The sequence below is a fragment of the Rathayibacter sp. AY1H3 genome (assembly GCF_002932015.1).
The window spans coordinates 35505-54230 of sequence record NZ_PSUU01000012.1; the positions used below are offsets into that span (position 1 = coordinate 35505).

Here is an 18726-nt window from a genome sequence, read left to right on the forward strand (position 1 = left end):
CACCTGTCCGGGAAGTGGTAGACTGACGTCGATGACTCCCGCCCGCCTCGCCTCCGTGCCCGCGGCGGAGTCCCCCTCGGCGCTCGGCTCCGCCGATCCGCGAGCCCGGCGCACCCGCCGCCGCGTGTTCGACGCGGTCGAGCGGCTCGTCATGCAGAGCGACGGCGAGAGGGCCGAGGGCATCGCGGTGAGCGACATCGTGCGCGAGGCCGGGATCAGCCGCAGCTCGTTCTACGCCCACTTCGACGACGCGGCGGGAGTCGCCTCCGCGCTGCTCCGCCAGGACTTCGTGGTCGCCGACGTCGCCGAGGGCGATCCCGCCGACCGCTCCGGAGCCGACGCCCTGCAGCGCGGCTACTCGCGGCTCGTCGAGCGGCTGGTCGACCGCCACGCCTTCCATGCCCGGCTCCGCGCGCGGGCCTCCGCCCGGGTCGCCTCCGACGACGCCGTGCTCGACACGGCGCTCGCCCTGCACCGCGAGGTGCTCGCCCGGGTCGACGTCCCCGCAGCGGTCGACCCCGAGCTCACCGCGGTCTTCGCGGCCGGCGGCGTCCTCTCCGTGGTCGGCGCCTGGCTCGCCGGCTCCCTCGACGGTACCGACGAGGAGCTGGTCGAGCACCTCGTCGCGCTGCTCCCGGCCTGGCTCGCCGCTGCGCCGCTGCGCCCCCTGGACTCCTCACTCCCACCACGCCCCACGACGAAAGGCACGACATGATGACATTCGAGGTCGGCGAGACCCTGGTCTACCCGCACCACGGAGCGGTGACGATCACCGGGCTCGAGAAGCGCTCGGTCAAGGGCGTCGAGAAGACGTTCATGACGATGAACGTGCACACCAGCGAGCTCACCATCACCCTCCCCGTCGAGAACGCCGAGCTCGTCGGCGTCCGCGAGATCATCGACGACGCCGGAGTCCAGGCGGTCTACGACGTCCTGCGCAGCGACGTCGCGGAGGAGGCCAGCAACTGGTCCCGCCGCTTCAAGGCCAACCAGGAGAAGATGGCCAGCGGCAGCGTGTACCGCGTCAGCGAGGTCGTCCGCGACCTGTGGCGCCGCGAGCAGGCGGGCGGCGTCTCGGCCGGCGAGAAGCGGATGCTCCTCAAGGCGCGTCAGATCCTCGTGTCGGAGCTCTCGCTCGCCCTGAAGGGCACCGACGAGGAGGCCTCGGCCAAGCTCGACGAGGTCCTCGCCTCGGCGATCTGACCCCGCGTCGCGGCGGGTCGGCTCACTCGGGCCGGCACGCCGCGATGATCCTCGCGGCGACCTCGTCCTGCGAGGCGGAGCCGTCGATCCGCACCAGGAGCTCGCGCTCGTCGTAGACCTCCGCCAGAGGAGCCGTCTCGCGCTCGTAGACCTCGATCCGGTTCCGCACCACCTCGGGGTCGTCGTCGGCGCGGTCCTGCTCCTGCGCCCGCACGTGCAGCCGTTCGACGACCACGTCCACGTCGGCCGTCAGCAGCACGACGCACGAGAGCGGTGTACCCCGCTCCTCGAGGAGCTCCGCCAGCGCGTCCACCTGGGCGAGCGTGCGCGGGTAGCCGTCGAGGATGAACCCGTCCCGGGCGTCCTCCTCGGCGATGCGCTCGGCGACCAGGGCGTTCGTCAGCTCGTCCGGCACGTACTCGCCGGCCTCCACGAGCGCCCGCAGACGCCGTCCGAGGTCGGTGCCGTCGGCGACGTGCGCGCGGAACAGATCGCCGGTGGAGATCGCCGGCACCCCCAGCTCGCGCGACAGCACGGCCGCCTGGGTGCCCTTGCCCACGCCGGGCGGGCCCATCATGATGACGCGCATCGCTCGTCCTCCTCGGTGTCGTCAGGCGATGCTAGCGGTGCGGAGCAGGGTGGCCGGTGCACACCGCGCCCGTAGGCTGGCGGGACGAGCCGAGGAGGAGCGATGCCCGCAGCACCCGGGGCCGAGCAGGCCGCTGCCGATCTGGCTGCGCTCCTGCGCGAGGTCTCCGCCGAGCTCGACGCCCGCGGCATCGCCGACCAGGCCGTCGCCGAGCTGCGGACGCCGCGCGCGATCCTCGGCTTCCACCGCAAGCCGGTGATGGCGCCGGTGACCCGCGCGTGGCGCCTCGGCGTGCTCCTCCTCGGACGCGAGGGAGAGCTCCTCGCGACGGGCTCTGTCACGCGTGCCGTCGCTCCGCTGCACGCCAACAACCAGTCCGAGTCGCAGGAGGCGCGCCGCGAGATCCGGCGCGCCGCCTTCGACGGTCCGTTCCAGGAGGGCGAGATCGTCAACTACGGCTGGCGGCGCCTCGCACTCGACGCCGCAGCGCTCGAGTCGGGCCAGGAGCCGCTGGCACTGCGCGGCTCCGAGGTGCTCGTGCGCTGGGCGCCCGGTCTGAGCGAGCAGGGACTGATGCCGCTGCGCAGGTACCTGGCCGACCGCCTCGACCTCCTCGAGGCCGACTAGCGCCGGGTCACTCCTCCTCGGCCACCGGGTGGAACCACGGCGGGTAGACGGCGACGCGGGGAGAGGCGTCGATGCCCTCGAAGAGAGCCTTGACGCGGTTGCGGGCGGCGACCGACGCCACGCCGACCGTCGCGACGCCCTCGAGCGGGAAGCGCTCGGGCACGAGCGCCTCGGCGCTGCGCAGGGCCGGCTCGTCGACCAGGAGGCGCGCGAAGGTGCGCACGAGCGCGTCGCCCTCGGTGAAGCGCGTGAGGACGTGGGAGGCGTCGCCGTCGCTCAGGACCGGGGCGGAGGCGAGCGAGCCCACCAGGACGACGTACTGGGAAGCGGTGGTCTCGTGGGCGCTCGGCGACCAGTGCGGAGCGACCCGCTCGCCGCGCAGGTCGGCCCAGAGGGCGGCGTCGGGGGAGAGGAAGAAGGGCACGAAGCCGGCGACGCTGACGCCGTCCTTCACCTGCACGGCACGGCGGTGCTCGCGGGTGGTCTCGGCGCTGACGTCGATCGCGGGGCGCTCCTGGAGCTGCTGGTCCGCCAGGATCGCGCCGGCGGCGACGATCGCCTCGAGGTTGTCGAGGTGGGTGACGTGGTAGATCCGCTGCGTGGCGATGTCGACCTTCGGCAGGGGCTTCTCGCGCGCCGTGCCGCGGGCGGCGGCACGGGCGGTGGCCGCACGGGAGGTCCCGGGCACGCGCGCGGGGGCGCGGGTGGCACGGCCGACCTGCTCGGGGAGCTTCTTCGGGGTGCAGACGTCGCAGAGCGCGATGTCGAGGCCGTGGATGCATTCGGTGGGCACTCTGGATTCCTTCTGCGCGCGGGCTCGGGGTTCCGCCGCAGGGACGACGTTACGCGACCGGGGCCCTCGCGCGTCCCGGCGGCGGGGATCTGCGGAGCCGCGGCGTCCGCCCGGGCATCCTCTGGGAGGCGCCGGAGCACCGCTCCCCGCCGCGTAGCGTGAGCGGGATGAAGCGCGTGCCGCCCGCCGAGGGCCAGGAATCCGTCTGGGACTACCCGCGACCCCCGAGGGTCGAGACCACCGCCGAGCACGTGGTCGTGCGGCTGGGCGGCGTCGTCGTCGCCGAGACCCGCGACGCTCTCCGCGTCCTCGAGACGAGCCACCCTCCCGTCTACTACCTCCCCGTGTCCTCGTTCGCGCCCGGGGCGCTCGAGCCCGCGCCCGGCCGCAGCATCTGCGAGTTCAAGGGCGCGGCCTCCTACCTGACCCTGCGCGGGGGAGGAGGAGCGGTCGCGGAGGCGGCGGGCTGGACGTACCCCGAGCCGATGGCCGGGTTCGAGGCCCTCGTCGACACCGTCGCCCTCTACCCCGGCCGGATGGACTCCTGCACGGTCGACGGCGAGGCGGTCCAGCCGCAGCCGGGCGACTTCTACGGCGGCTGGATCACCTCGCGCGTGGTCGGTCCGTTCAAGGGCTCGCCGGGCACGATGTTCTGGTGAATCAGACGGGGGAGGGCGGACCGAGCGGGTCCTGGACGAGGACCGCTCGTGCTGCGTCGATCCCCGAGGCCTCCAGCGTCCATTCCGGCCGCACCAGGGTCTCCGGTGTGACGCGGAACCGCAGCTCCTCGACCGACATACCGTCCGGACCGACGATCCGGTGCGTCCCGTTCGGCCGGTAGCCGAGGGCCTCCGAGACCCGGATCGAGCGGGTGTTCCAGGCGAGAGCGGCGCTCTCGGCGACCTCGGCTCCGAGGTGGTCGAAGGCGAGGAGGAGGACGGCGGCGCGCATCTCCTGCCCGAGGCCGCGGCCCTGCGCCGAGCGGGTGAGCCACGAGCCCGAGGTCAGGGTGCGGGTGGCGGCGAAGGACTCGGCGACCACGTCCTGGCAGCCGACGACCCGGCCGTCCTCGACCACGGCGAACGCGACGCGCCACGACTCCCGCGTCGTCTGCGCGCGCTGCGACCAGTGGAAGCGGGCGAGCTCGCCGGGCAGGCGCTCCGCCGGCGCCTCGGCCCAGGGGGAGGGGAACGGCGAGCGGCCGCTCTCGTGCACGCCCGCGAGGGCTGCCTCGGCGAGAGGGCCGAGGTCGGCGTCGCGGACCGGATGCAGCTCGAGCCGCGGCGTGCGCAGCTCCAGCGAGAACAGGGGCCAGGGGTCGGTGCTCATCCGACGACGCTAGCGAGCGGAGGCGCGCACCGCGCGACCAGGCGGGTACCGGTGGTGGGACTCGAACCCACAAGCCCTCTCGGACAGAGCATTTTGAGTGCCCCGCGTCTGCCATTCCGCCACACCGGCTCATCACCAGCCCGTCGAGAATACCGTAGGCTCATCGGCGTGACTGACCAGGAACCCTCGTCGACCGCACCCCGTCGGGTCGTCGTCGCCGAAGACGAATCCCTCATCCGCCTCGACATCGTGGAGATCCTCCGCGACAACGGCTTCGAGGTCGTCGGCGAGGCCGGCGACGGCGAGACCGCTGTGGCCCTCGCCACCGAGCTGCGCCCCGATCTCGTCATCATGGACGTCAAGATGCCCCAGCTCGACGGCATCTCGGCGGCCGAGCGCCTCTCGAAGGCGCACATCGCGCCCGTCGTCCTGCTCACCGCCTTCAGCCAGAAGGAGCTCGTCGAGCGCGCCAGCGAGGCCGGAGCGCTCGCCTACGTCGTGAAGCCCTTCACGCCCAACGACCTGCTGCCCGCGATCGAGATCGCCCTCTCGCGGTACGCCCAGATCCTCACCCTCGAGGCCGAGGTCGCCGACATGGTCGAGCGCTTCGAGACCCGCAAGCTCGTCGACCGCGCCAAGGGCCTGCTCAACGAGAAGATGGGGCTCACCGAGCCCGAGGCGTTCCGCTGGATCCAGAAGGCCTCCATGGACCGCCGGCTCACCATGCACGACGTCGCGCAGGCGATCATCGAGCAGCTGAGCACGAAGAAGGCCTAGCGCGAGGCCGGGCCCGAGGGCCCAAGGCCTCAGGGCCAGAGGCGGGTGCGCTCCCACGGGGAGCCGCCCGCCTCCGTCGTTCCCGGGCGGTACTCGAGACGGGTGTGATCCTGCTCCGGCGCGGTCGAGCCCTGCCAGAACTCGATGCGCTCGGGCACGACGCGGTAGACGGCCCACTCCCGGTCGAGCGTCGCGGGCGAGCAGCCCACGGCGACGCTGGTCTGGAGCGTGACGAGGCCGAAGTCCTGCGCGCTGCGCATCGGCTTGCTCTGGCGTCCGACGAGCAGGGCGGTGCGAGCGGCCTCGGAGCGGCGGCGGAAGTCGTCGGCCGACTCCTGCGCGGAGGCGCGCTCGACCCGGCCCTCGACCCGGACCTGACGGCCCTGGACCGGCCAGAAGAAGGTCAGCGCGGCGTGCGGGTTCTCCTCCATGGCGCGTCCCTTGGGGCTGGTGGCATGAGTGGAGAACGCCCAGCCCGCCTCGTCGATCTCGCGCAGCACGAGCACGCGCGCCGAGACGGTGCCGTCGTCGGAGGCGGTGGAGAGCGTGGCGCCGTGGGGGAGGAGCTGGCCCGCGTCCTTCGCCTCCTCGAGCCACTGCGCGAACAGCTCGAGAGGATCGGCCGGAGCCGCCTCCGCATCGAACGAGGGCAGGTCGGAGGGCATGGACGGGAGGCTCTTGAGGAGATGGCGAAGGCTCATCCGCTCAGTGTCGCCCTTCGGGCACCACCGGGCACAGTCGCGCGCCGTCGCTTGACAGTGCCGCTCGCCGCGGTGCCGGGCCTCCGAGCGGCGCGGCCGACCGGTCGATCCCCGGTCGCGCGCAGGCGCGGGCGGTCCCGACGGCGATCGCGGTCCTCGCCCTCCGCTCCCGCGAGGGGGACCCGTCCGCTCCCCGTCAGCGGGCGTCTCGAATGATGTTGGTGATCCGCACGGTGGAGAGGCGGCGCCCCTCCTGGTCGCGCACGACGATCTCGTGGGTGGTGAGGGTGGAGCCCAGGTGGATCGCGTCGCAGGTGGCGATCACGAAGCCCGAGTGGACCGACCGGCTGTGGCTCGCGTTCAGCTCGATGCCCATCGCCAGGCGGCCCGCGCCGGCGTGCACGTTCGCCGCGATCGAGCCCATCGACTCGGCGAGCACGACGTGCGCGCCGCCGTGCAGGATGCCGACCGGCTGCCGGTTGCCCTCGACGGGCATCGAGGCCACCGAGTGCTGCGGGGTGAGCTCGTGCCAGAGGATCCCCATCCGCTCGGCGAGCTCGCCCATGCCGCGGCCGATCCCGGCGACCAGGTCGAGCGCGGGCGGGCGGATCCAGGCGGTCGTGGTGGGGGTCGGCTCGGTCACGTCGCTCCTCGCGATGGAGCCTCGGAGCGGCCCTGACCGGCGGGCGCGAGCGGGCCGATCCGGTGTCGGAGGCGCTGTGTAGTCTGGCCCTGTGTCAGATCCGGAACAGCCTACCCTCCTGCTCGTCGACGGCCATTCCCTGGCGTTCCGGGCGTTCTACGCGCTCCCGGTCGACAGCTTCCAGACCCGCGAGGGCCAGCACACGAACGCCATCCACGGCTTCCTCTCGATGCTGATCCTGCTGCTGAAGAACGAGAAGCCGACCCACCTCGGCGTCGCGTTCGACATCTCCCGCTACTCGTTCCGCACCCGCGAGTACCCGGAGTACAAGGGCACCCGCGGCGAGACGCCGCCCGAGTTCAAGGGCCAGGTCCCCCTCCTCGAGGAGGCGCTGCACGCCATGAACATCCGGACCGTCTCGAAGGAGGACTTCGAGGCCGACGACATCCTCGCGACGCTCGCCCGCCAGGGGGCCGAGGCCGGCTTCCGCGTGCTGGTCGTCTCGGGCGATCGCGACACCATCCAGCTGGTGACCCCGGACGTCACCCTGCTCTACCCCTCCACCCAGGGCGTCTCGCAGCTCACCCGCTACGACCGCGACAAGGTGTTCGAGAAGTACGGCGTCGAGCCGCACCAGTACCCCGAGATCGCCGCCCTCGTCGGCGAGACCAGCGACAACCTGCCCGGCGTCGACAAGGTCGGCCCCAAGACGGCCGCGAAGTGGGTCAACCAGTACGGCACGGTCGCCGACATCATCGCCCACGCCGACGAGATCAAGGGCGTGGTCGGCGAGAAGCTGCGCGAGCAGAAGGAGAACGCGCTCCGCAACCGTCGCCTCAACCGGCTGGTGACGGACGTCGAGCTCCCCCTCGGGCCGCACGATCTGACACGCCGTCCGATCGATCCCGACGCGGTCCGCGAGATCTTCAGCCGCCTCGAGTTCAAGACCCTGCAGGAGCGGGTCCTCACGATCGCCGCGGAGGAGGGCGTCGACGGCGCTGCCGCGGCCCTGGCGGGCGATGTGGTCACGACCTCCGCACCCGCCGTCCGCACCCTGGTCGACGAGGAGCTCGCGCACTGGCTCGACCGCGTGTCGGCGAAGGGCACCGCGCCCGTCGCCGTGCAGGTCCTGCTCGGCGCCGGCGGGCTCGAGGGTGTGGGTCTCGCGGTCGAGAAGGAGACGGCGTTCGTCCCGTGGGCCGCCGAGCGGCCCGACTACACCGCGCTCGAGCAGTGGCTGGCCGGGCCCGCCCCCAAGTACTTCGCCGACGCGAAGCCCCAGATCAAGGCGCTGCGGAGGGCCGGACTCCCCGTCGCGGGGCTCGCGTTCGACACCCGCGTCGCCTCCTGGCTGGTGCAGCCCACCGGGCACCCGGCCACGCTCGCGGCGCAGGTCGCGCAGCACCTCGACGAGACCATGGCGCAGGGCGACCCGAACCAGCTGGTCCCCACCGTCGAGCCGATGGGGCCCGCCACCGAGGCCTGGTACGCGTACCGGCTCGTCGCTCCGCTGCGCGAGCGGCTGGGCGAGGGGATGCTCTCGGTACTCGTCGACATCGAGCTGCCGATCGTCCAGGTCCTCGCGACGATGGAGCTCACCGGCGTCGCGATCGACGCCGACGTGCTGGCGCGCCTCCGCGCCGAGCTGACCGTCTCGGCCGCCGACCTCGCGAGCCGCGCGTTCGCCGAGATCGGCCACGAGATGAACCTCGGCTCGCCCAAGCAGCTGCAGCAGGTCCTCTTCGAGGAGCTCGACATGCCGCGCACCCGGGCCACGAAGACGGGCTACACCACCGACGCCTCCGCCCTCGCCGACCTGCAGGAGTCCCACCCGCACCCGTTCCTCGGGCTGCTCCTCGAGCACCGCGACGCGACCAAGCTCAAGCAGATCATCGAGACGCTCGAGAAGTCGGTCACCGCCGACGGCCGGATCCACACCAGCTACGACCAGACCGGCACGGCCACCGGCCGGATCTCCTCCAACGACCCGAACCTGCAGAACATCCCCGTCCGCAGCGAGGTGGGCCGCCGCATCCGCACCGCCTTCGTCCACGGAGCGGAGGCGAGCACCCTCCTCACCGCCGACTACTCGCAGATCGAGATGCGGATCATGGCGCACCTCTCCGGGGACGCCGGGCTGATCGAGGCCTTCCACTCCGGCGAGGACCTGCACCGCTTCGTCGGATCGCGGATCTTCGGCGTCGATCCGGGCGACGTCACCTCGGCCATGCGCAACAAGGTCAAGGCGATGTCGTACGGCCTCGCCTACGGCCTGAGCGCCTTCGGCCTGTCGAAGCAGCTGCGCATCTCGAGCGCCGAGGCCAAGCAGCTGATGACCGACTACTTCGTCCGCTTCGGCGCGGTGCGCGACTACCTCCGCAGCGTCGTCGAGCAGGCCCGCGAGACCGGCTACACCGAGACGATCTTCGGACGCCGGCGTCCGTTCCCCGACCTGCAGAGCGCGAACCGCGTCCTCCGCGACAACGCCGAGAGGGCGGCACTCAACTCGCCGATCCAGGGCTCGGCCGCCGACATCATGAAGCGCGCGATGATCGGCGTGCAGGCCGACCTCGACGAGCAGGGGCTCGGCTCGCGGATGCTCCTCCAGGTGCACGACGAGCTGATCTTCGACGTCGCCCCCGGCGAGGAGGAGTCGCTCGAGGCGGTCGTCCGCGGCCGGATGGCGGGTGCCGCCGACCTGAGCGTCCCGCTCGAGGTGCAGGTGGGCCACGGGTCCGACTGGGACGTCGCCGCGCACTGAGCCGGCCGCAGGGCCTGGCTAGGCTCGGAGGCATGAGCACCGACACCCCCCGCGAGCCCACCGCCGTCGACGCCGTCGCCGAGCGCTGGGTCGACACGCTCGTCGACCTCGACCCCACCCTCGGCACCGCGATCGGACGCAGCGGCGCGAACGGCCGTCTGGGCGACTACTCGCCGGCCGGTCTCGAGCAGGCCCGGGCGGCGACCGCCTCGGCCCTCGCCGAGCTCGAGGCCGCCGACCCCGTGGACGACGTCGACCGCGTCACGGCCGCCGACCTCGGCGCCGAGCTCCGGCTCTCCCTGGAGGGGCACGACGCCGGTCTGCCGCTGCGGGACCTCAACGTGATCGCGTCCCCGGCGCAGGAGCTGCGCGACGTCTTCGACCTGATGCCGACGGACGAGGTCGCCGACTGGGAGGCGGTCGCCGAGCGGCTGCTGGCCGTGCCGGCCGCCCTCGAGGGCTACGCGGAGACCCTGCGCGAGGGGATCCGCACCGGCGTGGTCCCCGCCCGCCGCCAGGTCGAGCTCGTCGCCGAGCAGGCGCGGAAGATCGCCGCTCCCCGCGGGTTCTTCGCCGAGCTGGCCGCGGAGGCCGCTCCCGCCGCCGGATCCCTGCCCGCGTCGCTCGCTCAGCGGCTGGAGGACGGCGCCCGCCGTGCCTCGGCCGCCTACGGGTCGCTCGCGCAGTTCCTCCGGGGCGAGCTCGCCCCCGCCGCGACCGAGCAGGACGCCGTCGGCCGGGAGCTGTACGCGCTGCACTCCCGCCGCTTCCTCGGCGCTGTCGTCGACCTCGACGAGACCTACGAGTGGGGGATCGAGGAGCTGGCCCGCATGACGTCCGAGCAGGAGGCGATCGCGCGCGAGATCCTGCCCGGCGCCTCCGTCGCCGAGGCGATCGCCCACCTCGAGGCGGACCCGGCCCGCACTCTGCACGGCGTCGACGCTCTGCAGGCGTGGATGCAGGAGACCAGCGACCGCTCCGTCCGCGAGCTCGCCGGCACCGCCTTCGACATCCCGGAGGAGGTGCGCCGCCTCGAGTGCAGGATCGCGCCGACCCAGGAGGGCGGCATCTACTACACCGGTCCGAGCGACGACTTCTCGCGCCCGGGGCGGATGTGGTGGTCGGTCCCGGCCGGAGTCACCGAGTTCGCCACCTGGCGGGAGCTGACCACGGTCTACCACGAGGGCGTCCCGGGCCATCACCTGCAGATCGGCCAGGCCGTCCACAACCGCGCCTGCCTCAACACCTGGCGCCGTCAGCTCGCCGGGACCTCCGGCCACGCCGAGGGCTGGGCGCTCTACGCGGAGCGGCTGATGGAGCGCTTCGGCTACCTCGACGACCCGGCCGACCGCCTGGGCATGCTCGACGGCCAGCGGATGCGCGCGGCGCGCGTCGTGCTGGACATCGGCGTGCACCTCCAGAAGCCGATGCCGGGCTCCGGCACCGTCTGGACCGCCGAGTCGGCCCTCGACTTCATGCGGGCCAACGTGAACATGGACGACGCGTTCGTGCGCTTCGAGGTGAACCGGTACCTCGGCTGGCCGGGGCAGGCTCCGTCCTACAAGATCGGGCAGCGGATCTGGGAGCAGCTGCGCGACGAGGCGGAGGCGCGCGAGGGCGCCGCGTTCTCGCTCGCGGCCTTCCACCGGAGGGCGCTCGACCTCGGCGGCGTCGGTCTCGACACCCTCCGCTCCTCCCTCGCCGGCTGACTCCAGAACCCGCGCCTGGACGGGCGCGGCGAGATTGCCGTGCGCCTCCCGGGGCGTCTAAGCTGGGGTGTCACATCTGTGGCGCCGCCGTGCCCGCGGCGCGCGAGGAAGGCCGGTCCTCCGGCCGGCCGAGCGCGGCTCCCGGGCCGGAGGCACATCCCTCACCACCGCAGTGGTCACCACTCCGCCGAGCCGCGAGGCCCGCAGGCGGCCGCCGCCCGAGACCCATCCATCCTGGAGCATCCCTTAATGACAACCGCAACGACCGACAAGGCAACCAAGCAGGTCGCGATCAACGACATCGGGTCTGCTGAAGACTTTCTTGCCGCGGTCGAAAAGACTCTGAAGTTCTTCAACGACGGAGACCTCATCGAAGGCACCGTCGTGAAGATCGACCGCGACGAGGTCCTCCTCGACGTCGGCTACAAGACCGAGGGCGTCATCCCCTCGCGCGAGCTCTCCATCAAGCACGACGTCGACCCCTCCGAGGTCGTCAACGTGGGCGACAGCGTCGAGGCCCTCGTCCTCCAGAAGGAGGACAAGGAGGGTCGCCTGATCCTGTCCAAGAAGCGTGCGCAGTACGAGCGCGCGTGGGGCGACGTCGAGAAGATCAAGGAGTCGGACGGCGTCGTCACCGGCTCGGTCATCGAGGTCGTCAAGGGCGGTCTCATCGTCGACATCGGCCTCCGCGGCTTCCTCCCGGCCTCGCTCATCGAGCTGCGCCGCGTCCGCGACCTCACGCCGTACCTCGGCCAGGAGATCGAGGCGAAGATCCTCGAGCTCGACAAGAACCGCAACAACGTGGTCCTGTCGCGTCGCGCGCTCCTCGAGCAGACCCAGTCCGAGAGCCGCACCACGTTCCTGAACAACCTGCACAAGGGTCAGGTCCGCAAGGGCGTCGTGTCGTCGATCGTCAACTTCGGCGCGTTCGTCGACCTCGGCGGCGTCGACGGTCTCGTCCACGTCTCCGAGCTCTCCTGGAAGCACATCGAGCACGCCTCCGAGGTCGTCGAGGTGGGCCAGGAGGTCACCGTCGAGATCCTCGAGGTCGACCTCGACCGCGAGCGCGTGTCGCTCTCGCTCAAGGCGACCCAGGAGGACCCGTGGCAGGTCTTCGCCCGCACCCACGCGATCGGACAGGTCGCGCCGGGCAAGGTCACGAAGCTGGTCCCGTTCGGTGCCTTCGTCCGCGTCGCGGACGGCATCGAGGGCCTCGTCCACATCTCCGAGCTGTCGGGCAAGCACGTCGAGCTCGCCGAGCAGGTCGTGTCGGTCGGCGAAGAGGTGTTCGTCAAGGTCATCGACATCGACCTCGACCGTCGCCGCATCTCCCTCTCGCTCAAGCAGGCGAACGAGAACGTCGACCCCGAGGGCACCGAGTTCGACCCGGCGCTCTACGGCATGGCCACGGAGTACGACGACCAGGGGAACTACAAGTACCCCGAGGGCTTCGACCCCGAGACCAACGAGTGGCGCGAGGGCTTCGAGTCGCAGCGCGAGGCCTGGGAGCTGGAGTACGCCGCTGCTCAGGCGCGCTGGGAGGCTCACAAGGCCCAGGTCGCCAAGTCGCAGGAGGAGGCGGCCACCGTCTCCGAGGGTGTCTCGGTCGGCGCCGGCTTCACCAGCGAGTCGACCACCGGCGGCACCCTCGCCGACGACGAGTCGCTCGCCGCGCTCCGCGAGAAGCTGTCCTCGAACAACTGATCGCGAGCACATCGCATCGAACGGCCGGTCCCCTCGGGGGCCGGCCGTTCGGCGTTCCGGGCGACGGCGCTGGGTAGGGTGGCCGGGTGCATCTCGTCGCCCTCACCGGAGGCATCGCCTCGGGCAAGTCCACCGTCGCCCGCCGTCTCGCCGAGCACGGAGCGGTGGTGGTCGACGCCGACGTCCTCGCGCGCGAGGTCGTCGAGCCGGGGGAGCCGGCGCTGGCGGCGATCGCCGAGCGCTTCGGCCCGTCCGTGATCCGCGCGGACGGCGCGCTCGACCGCCCGGCGCTCGGCGCGATCGTCTTCTCGGACGCGGCGGCCCGCGCCGACCTCAATGCGATCACCCATCCGGCGGTGACCCTCCGTTCGCAGCGGCTGTTCGCGGAGGCCGCCGAGGCGGACCCGGCCGCGGTGGTCGTCTACGACGTCCCCCTCCTCGCCGAGGGCCGTGGAGCGGGGGAGTTCGACGAGGTGGTCGTCGTGCACGCGCCGCAGCACCTCCGCATCGAGCGTCTCGTCGCCCTCCGGGGACTGACCGAGGAGGAGGCTCGTGCGCGGGTCTCGTCGCAGGCGAGCGACGAGGAGCGCCTCGCCCTCGCCGACGTCGTGATCGACTCCTCCGGCACGCTGGAGGAGACGCTCGCTCGGACCGACGCGCTGTGGGAGCGGCTCGCCCGCTGACGGTTCCTCCCGGACACCCGCCCTCGTGACCGAGCGGCCCGGCCGGGGAGCGCACCCCCGTTCGCCGCCAGCGCACGCGCCGTCCGGTGTCGGTGGTCGCGGCTACGCTTCGAACCATGGAGCCAACCCGTGCCGTGCACCCGTTCGAGGTCATCAGCGAGTACAAGCCGAGCGGTGACCAGCCCGGCGCGATCGCCGATCTGAGCGCCCGCATCAACGCCGGCGAGACCGATGTCGTCCTGCTGGGCGCCACCGGGACCGGCAAGTCCGCGACCACGGCCTGGCTCGTCGAGGCCGTGCAGCGCCCCACGCTCGTGCTCGCGCACAACAAGACCCTCGCCGCGCAGCTCGCCAACGAGTTCCGCGAGCTGTTCCCCAACAACGCCGTCGAGTACTTCGTCTCGTACTACGACTACTACCAGCCCGAGGCCTACGTCCCGCAGACCGACACCTTCATCGAGAAGGACAGCTCGGTCAACGCCGAGGTCGAGCGGCTGCGCCACTCCACCACGAACTCGCTCCTGAGCCGCCGCGACGTGATCGTGGTGTCGACCGTCTCGTGCATCTACGGCCTCGGCCAGCCCGAGCAGTACCTCGAGGCGATGGTGGCGCTCCAGGTCGGCCAGCGGGTCGACCGGGACCGCCTCATCCGCAAGTTCGTGTCGATGCAGTACGCGCGCAACGACGTCGACTTCGCCCGCGGCACCTTCCGAGTGCGGGGCGACACGATCGAGATCATCCCGATGTACGAGGAGCTCGCGATCCGGATCGAGATGTTCGGCGACGAGATCGAGGCGCTCTACACGCTCCACCCGCTCACCGGCGACATCGTCCGGAAGCTCGACTCCGTGTCGGTCTTCCCCGGCTCGCACTACGTCGCCAGCCAGGACGTCATGCACCGTGCGATCGACACCATCCAGCAGGAGCTCGAGGTGCGCCTGGCCGACCTCGAGAAGCAGAACAAGCTCCTCGAGGCGCAGCGCCTGCGGATGCGCACGACCTTCGATCTCGAGATGATGCAGCAGATCGGATTCTGCTCCGGCATCGAGAACTACTCCCGGCACATCGACGGCCGCGAGTCGGGAGAGGCCCCGCACTGCCTGCTCGACTACTTCCCGGACGACTTCCTCGTCGTGATCGACGAGTCGCACGTGACGGTGCCGCAGATCGGTGCGATGTACGAGGGCGACGCCTCCCGCAAGCGCACGCTGGTCGAGCACGGCTTCCGCCTGCCCTCGGCGATGGACAACCGGCCCCTGAAGTGGGAGGAGTTCAAGTCGCGCGTCGGCCAGACCGTCTACCTCTCGGCGACCCCGGGCCGCTACGAGATGGGCATCGCCGACGGCATCGTCGAGCAGATCATCCGCCCGACCGGCCTGATCGATCCCGAGATCGTCGTCAAGCCGACGAAGGGCCAGATCGACGACCTGCTCGAGGAGATCAAGCGCCGCACCGAGCGCGACGAGCGCGTGCTCGTCACGACGCTGACGAAGCGCATGGCCGAGGAGCTCACCGACTTCCTCACGGAGGCCGGCGTCCGGGTCCGCTACCTGCACTCCGACGTCGACACCCTGCGGCGCGTCGAGCTACTCTCGGAGCTGCGAGCGGGCGTGTACGACGTCCTGGTCGGCATCAACCTGCTGCGCGAGGGGCTCGACCTGCCGGAGGTCTCGCTCGTGGCGATCCTCGACGCCGACAAGGAGGGCTTCCTCCGCTCGTCCACGTCGCTCATCCAGACGATCGGCCGTGCGGCGCGCAACGTCTCGGGCGAGGTCCACATGTACGCCGACAAGGTGACGGACTCGATGCGGCTCGCGATCGACGAGACCGACCGCCGACGCGAGAAGCAGGTCGCCTACAACCTCGACCACGGCATCGACCCGACGCCGCTGCGGAAGAAGATCGCCGACATCACCGACGCCCTCGCCCGCGAGGGGGCCGACACCGCCAAGCTGCTCGCCGGGCGCGACGCCAAGAAGAAGAGCCCGACGCCGAACCTGCGCCGTCAGGGTCTCGCCGCGAACGGCGGCAACGATCTCGAGGCGATCATCTCCGACCTCAACGGGCAGATGCTCCAGGCGGCGGGCGAGCTCAAGTTCGAGCTCGCGGCCCGGCTGCGGGACGAGGTCCAGGAGCTCAAGCGCGAGCTCCGCCAGATGGAGAAGGCCGGGCACCTGTCCTGATCGGGGGCGCTGATCCGCAAGGGGAGGGGCCCGCGGATCAGCGCCCAGCGAACGCCACGGGCGATGTCGGTGGCTCCGCATACACTTTCGGAGTGTCGATCCTGAACGCCGTTACGGACCCCTCCTCCACCCCCTCTCCCTCCTTCCACCGCTTCGTCTCCTCGCTCGACGAGTCGTCCTCGAAGCTGGTGGTGAGCGGCGCGCGGGTGCACAACCTGCAGAACGTCGACCTCGAGATCCCGCGCGACTCGATGGTGGTGTTCACCGGTCTCTCGGGCTCGGGCAAGTCCTCCCTGGCCTTCGACACGATCTTCGCGGAGGGCCAGCGGCGCTACGTCGAGTCCCTCTCCGCGTACGCCCGCCAGTTCCTCGGGCAGGTGGACCGGCCGGACGTCGACTTCATCGAGGGCCTCAGCCCCGCGGTCTCGATCGACCAGAAGTCGACGAACCGCAACCCGCGCTCCACCGTCGGCACGATCACCGAGATCTTCGACTACATGCGTCTGCTCTGGGCGCGCATCGGCGTCCCGCACTGCCCCATCTGCAGCGAGCGGATCTCCGCGCAGACCGTGCAGCAGATCGCCGACCAGCTGATGGAGCTCGAGACCGGTACCCGCTACCAGATCCTCAGCCCCGTCGTCTCGCAGAAGAAGGGCGAGTTCGTCGACCTCTTCAAGGAGCTGACCGCGGGCGGCTACTCCCGCGCCATGGTGGACGGGAAGCTCGTCCAGCTGAGCGAGCCGCCGGTGCTCAAGAAGCAGTACAAGCACGACATCTCCGTCGTGGTCGACCGGCTCGTGGCCGGCCCCGACATCCTCGGGCGCCTCACCGACTCGCTCGAGACGGCCCTGCGGCTCACCGACGGCATCGTGCAGATCAACTACGTCGACGGCGAGGGCGACGGCGCCTGGACCACCTACTCCGAGAAGCTGTCCTGCCCCAACAACCACCCGATCTCGCTGACCGAGATCGAGCCGCGGACCTTCTCCTTCAACGCGCCCTTCGGCGCCTGCCCGGAGTGCTCGGGCCTCGGCACGCGCATGTCGGTCGACGACGAGCTGCTGCTCGGCGACCCCGACCTGAGCATCGCCGAGGGCGTCATCATCCCCTGGACCACCCAGGGCAAGGGCTTGTTCCAGTACTACGAGAAGCTGCTCGACGGCCTCTCCCGCGACCTCGGCTTCACGCTCACCACCCCGTGGAAGCGCCTCAGCACCGAGGTGCAGCAGGCCGTCCTCCACGGCGACAACTTCGAGGTCAAGGTCAAGTGGAAGAATCGCTACGGCCGCGAGATGAGCTACACCTCGGGCTTCGAGGGCGTCGTGCCCTACATCGAGCGCCAGTTCGTCCAGGCCGAGACCGACGTCCAGCGCACCCGCTGGTCCGAGTTCCTCCGCGAGGTGCCCTGCCCCGTGTGCAAGGGCTCCCGCCTCAAGCCCGAGGTGCTCGCCGTGCTCGTGCACGGGGCGAGCATCGCGGACGTGGCCGACCTCAGCCTCGGCGACGCCCAGGACTTCATGAGCCGGCTCGAGCTGACCGACCGCGAGGCGCACATCGCCGCGCAGGTGCTGCGCGAGATCCGCGCGCGCATCGACTTCCTCATCGAGGTCGGGCTCAACTACCTCAACCTCTCGCGCGCCGCCGCCTCCCTGTCGGGCGGCGAGGCGCAGCGCATCCGCCTGGCGACCCAGATCGGCTCCGGGCTGACCGGCGTGCTCTACGTGCTCGACGAGCCGAGCATCGGCCTGCACCAGCGCGACAACCGCCGCCTGATCGACACCCTCATCAAGCTGCGCGACCTGGGCAACACGCTGATCGTGGTCGAGCACGACGAGGACACCATCCGCACCGCCGACTGGATCGTCGACATCGGCCCGGGCGCCGGGGTCAACGGCGGCAAGGTCGTGCACTCCGGCTCCTACGAGTCGCTGCTCGAGAACACCCACTCGCTGACCGGCGACTACGTCTCGGGCCGCAAGGCGATCGAGGTCCCGAAGAAGCGGCGGAAGATCGACCGCAAGCGGATGATCAAGGTCGTCGGGGCGAACGCCAACAACCTCCGCAAGGTCGACGCGGAGTTCCCGCTCGGCACGTTCGTCGCGGTCACCGGGGTCTCCGGCTCCGGCAAGAGCACCCTCGTGAACGACATCCTCTACCGCGTGCTCGCCAACCAGCTCAACGGCGCCCGCAAGGTGCCGGGCAAGCACACGCGCGTCACCGGCCTCGAGAACCTCGACAAGGTCGTGCACGTCGACCAGAACCCGATCGGCCGCACGCCGCGCTCGAACCCCGCCACCTACACGGGCGTGTTCGACCGCATCCGCAACCTCTTCGCCGAGACCACCGAGGCGAAGGCGCGGGGGTACCTGCCCGGCCGCTTCAGCTTCAACGTCAAGGGCGGCCGCTGCGAGGCCTGCTCGGGCGACGGCACCATCAAGATCGAGATGAACTTCCTGCCCGACGTCTACGTCGCGTGCGAGGTCTGCGGGGGAGCGCGCTACAACCGCGACACCCTGACCGTGCACTACAAGAGCAAGAACATCGCCGAGGTGCTCGACATGCCGATCGCCGAGGCGGCCGACTTCTTCGAGCCGATCACGGCGATCCACCGCTTCCTCCGCACGCTGGTGGAGGTGGGCCTCGGCTACGTCCGCCTCGGGCAGAGCGCGACCACGCTCTCCGGCGGCGAGGCGCAGCGCGTCAAGCTGGCGACCGAGCTCCAGCGCCGCTCCAACGGCCGCAGCGTCTACGTGCTCGACGAGCCGACGACGGGCCTGCACTTCGAGGACGTCCGCAAGCTCCTCCTCGTCCTCAACGGCCTGGTCGACAAGGGCAACACGGTGATCACCATCGAGCACAACCTCGACGTCATCAAGTCGGCCGACTGGCTGATCGACATGGGTCCCGAGGGCGGCGCCGGCGGCGGACAGGTGGTCGCGGTGGGCACCCCCGAGCACGTGGCGAAGGTCGAGGGCAGCCACACCGGCATGTTCCTCGCCGAGATCCTCGGCTGACGCGAGCGAG

At 71.2% G+C, this 18726-nt stretch carries 16 protein-coding genes and 1 tRNA gene; 11 read left to right on the top strand and 6 right to left on the bottom strand.

The genetic code is table 11. The features are described from left to right. Positions 1 to 31: 31 nt before the first annotated feature. The gene (locus tag C5C33_RS06625; RefSeq protein ID WP_104260727.1) at positions 32 to 715 is read left to right on the top strand and encodes a TetR/AcrR family transcriptional regulator; all 684 of its coding nucleotides are present in this window, start codon (positions 32 to 34) and stop codon (positions 713 to 715) included. Beyond that, positions 715 to 1203 carry a CarD family transcriptional regulator gene (locus C5C33_RS06630; RefSeq protein WP_068257183.1) on the top strand — a complete coding sequence of 163 codons (489 nt, stop codon included), beginning with the start codon at positions 715 to 717 and terminating at the stop codon, positions 1201 to 1203. The genes C5C33_RS06625 and C5C33_RS06630 overlap by 1 nt, the downstream gene beginning before the upstream one ends. 22 nt (positions 1204 to 1225) lie before the next feature. Here the strand turns inward: C5C33_RS06630 and C5C33_RS06635 are convergent, their stop codons facing one another. Beyond that, positions 1226 to 1792, bottom strand: a complete 567-nt coding sequence (locus C5C33_RS06635; RefSeq protein WP_104260728.1) for an adenylate kinase — start codon at positions 1790 to 1792, stop codon at positions 1226 to 1228. A gap of 102 nt (positions 1793 to 1894) precedes the next feature. Here C5C33_RS06635 and C5C33_RS06640 point away from each other — a divergent pair, with 102 nt between their 5' ends. Then, on the top strand, positions 1895 to 2419 hold the full coding sequence (locus C5C33_RS06640) for a hypothetical protein (protein ID WP_104260729.1): 525 nt from the start codon (positions 1895 to 1897) through the stop codon (positions 2417 to 2419). Between the two features lie 7 nt (positions 2420 to 2426). Here the strand turns inward: C5C33_RS06640 and C5C33_RS06645 are convergent, their stop codons facing one another. Next, positions 2427 to 3212: a DarT ssDNA thymidine ADP-ribosyltransferase family protein gene (locus tag C5C33_RS06645; RefSeq protein WP_146085752.1), complete on the bottom strand. Its 786-nt coding sequence runs from the start codon at positions 3210 to 3212 to the stop codon at positions 2427 to 2429. 167 nt (positions 3213 to 3379) lie between these two features. On the opposite strand from C5C33_RS06645, the gene C5C33_RS06650 reads away from it, so the two are divergent. Then, positions 3380 to 3871 (top strand): DUF427 domain-containing protein, encoded by a 492-nt coding sequence (locus tag C5C33_RS06650; protein ID WP_104257829.1) that lies wholly within the window; start codon positions 3380 to 3382, stop codon positions 3869 to 3871. A gap of 1 nt (position 3872) precedes the next feature. On the opposite strand, the gene C5C33_RS06655 is transcribed toward C5C33_RS06650, so the two are convergent. Together C5C33_RS06655 and C5C33_RS06660 are read right to left on the bottom strand one after the other, a co-directional pair. Continuing rightward, positions 3873 to 4541 carry a GNAT family N-acetyltransferase gene (locus C5C33_RS06655; protein ID WP_104260731.1) on the bottom strand — a complete coding sequence of 223 codons (669 nt, stop codon included), beginning with the start codon at positions 4539 to 4541 and terminating at the stop codon, positions 3873 to 3875. A gap of 46 nt (positions 4542 to 4587) precedes the next feature. After that, a tRNA-Leu gene (locus C5C33_RS06660) sits at positions 4588 to 4670 on the bottom strand. 39 nt (positions 4671 to 4709) lie between these two features. Here C5C33_RS06660 and C5C33_RS06665 point away from each other — a divergent pair. Beyond that, positions 4710 to 5318, top strand: a complete 609-nt coding sequence (locus tag C5C33_RS06665) for an ANTAR domain-containing response regulator (RefSeq protein ID WP_104221889.1) — start codon at positions 4710 to 4712, stop codon at positions 5316 to 5318. Positions 5319 to 5347: 29 nt separating this feature from the next. Here C5C33_RS06665 and C5C33_RS06670 read toward each other — a convergent pair whose 3' ends face one another. Next, positions 5348 to 6019 (bottom strand): pyridoxal 5'-phosphate synthase, encoded by a 672-nt coding sequence (locus C5C33_RS06670; protein ID WP_104260732.1) that lies wholly within the window; start codon positions 6017 to 6019, stop codon positions 5348 to 5350. A 196-nt stretch (positions 6020 to 6215) separates the two neighbouring features. Continuing rightward, on the bottom strand, positions 6216 to 6662 hold the full coding sequence (locus tag C5C33_RS06675; RefSeq protein ID WP_374953047.1) for a PaaI family thioesterase: 447 nt from the start codon (positions 6660 to 6662) through the stop codon (positions 6216 to 6218). A gap of 91 nt (positions 6663 to 6753) precedes the next feature. Between C5C33_RS06675 and polA the strand changes: the two genes are divergently transcribed. The 6 genes from polA to uvrA all read left to right on the top strand — a co-directional run bounded on the left by polA (position 6754) and on the right by uvrA (position 18716). Next, positions 6754 to 9423, top strand: coding sequence for a DNA polymerase I (gene polA, locus C5C33_RS06680; RefSeq protein WP_104260733.1), 2670 nt, complete (start codon positions 6754 to 6756; stop codon positions 9421 to 9423). A gap of 32 nt (positions 9424 to 9455) precedes the next feature. Then, on the top strand, positions 9456 to 11132 hold the full coding sequence (locus C5C33_RS06685; protein WP_104260734.1) for a DUF885 domain-containing protein: 1677 nt from the start codon (positions 9456 to 9458) through the stop codon (positions 11130 to 11132). 249 nt (positions 11133 to 11381) lie between these two features. Continuing rightward, a complete protein-coding gene (gene rpsA / locus C5C33_RS06690; RefSeq protein ID WP_104225298.1) occupies positions 11382 to 12836 on the top strand; it encodes a 30S ribosomal protein S1 in 1455 nt (484 codons plus the stop codon). An 86-nt stretch (positions 12837 to 12922) separates the two neighbouring features. Next, positions 12923 to 13519 carry a dephospho-CoA kinase gene (gene coaE, locus C5C33_RS06695; protein ID WP_104221899.1) on the top strand — a complete coding sequence of 199 codons (597 nt, stop codon included), beginning with the start codon at positions 12923 to 12925 and terminating at the stop codon, positions 13517 to 13519. Positions 13520 to 13635: 116 nt separating this feature from the next. After that, on the top strand, positions 13636 to 15702 hold the full coding sequence (uvrB, locus tag C5C33_RS06700; RefSeq protein ID WP_104221901.1) for an excinuclease ABC subunit UvrB: 2067 nt from the start codon (positions 13636 to 13638) through the stop codon (positions 15700 to 15702). 188 nt (positions 15703 to 15890) lie between these two features. Beyond that, a complete protein-coding gene (uvrA, locus tag C5C33_RS06705; RefSeq protein ID WP_258069191.1) occupies positions 15891 to 18716 on the top strand; it encodes an excinuclease ABC subunit UvrA in 2826 nt (941 codons plus the stop codon). The last annotated feature ends 10 nt before the right edge of the window (positions 18717 to 18726 follow it).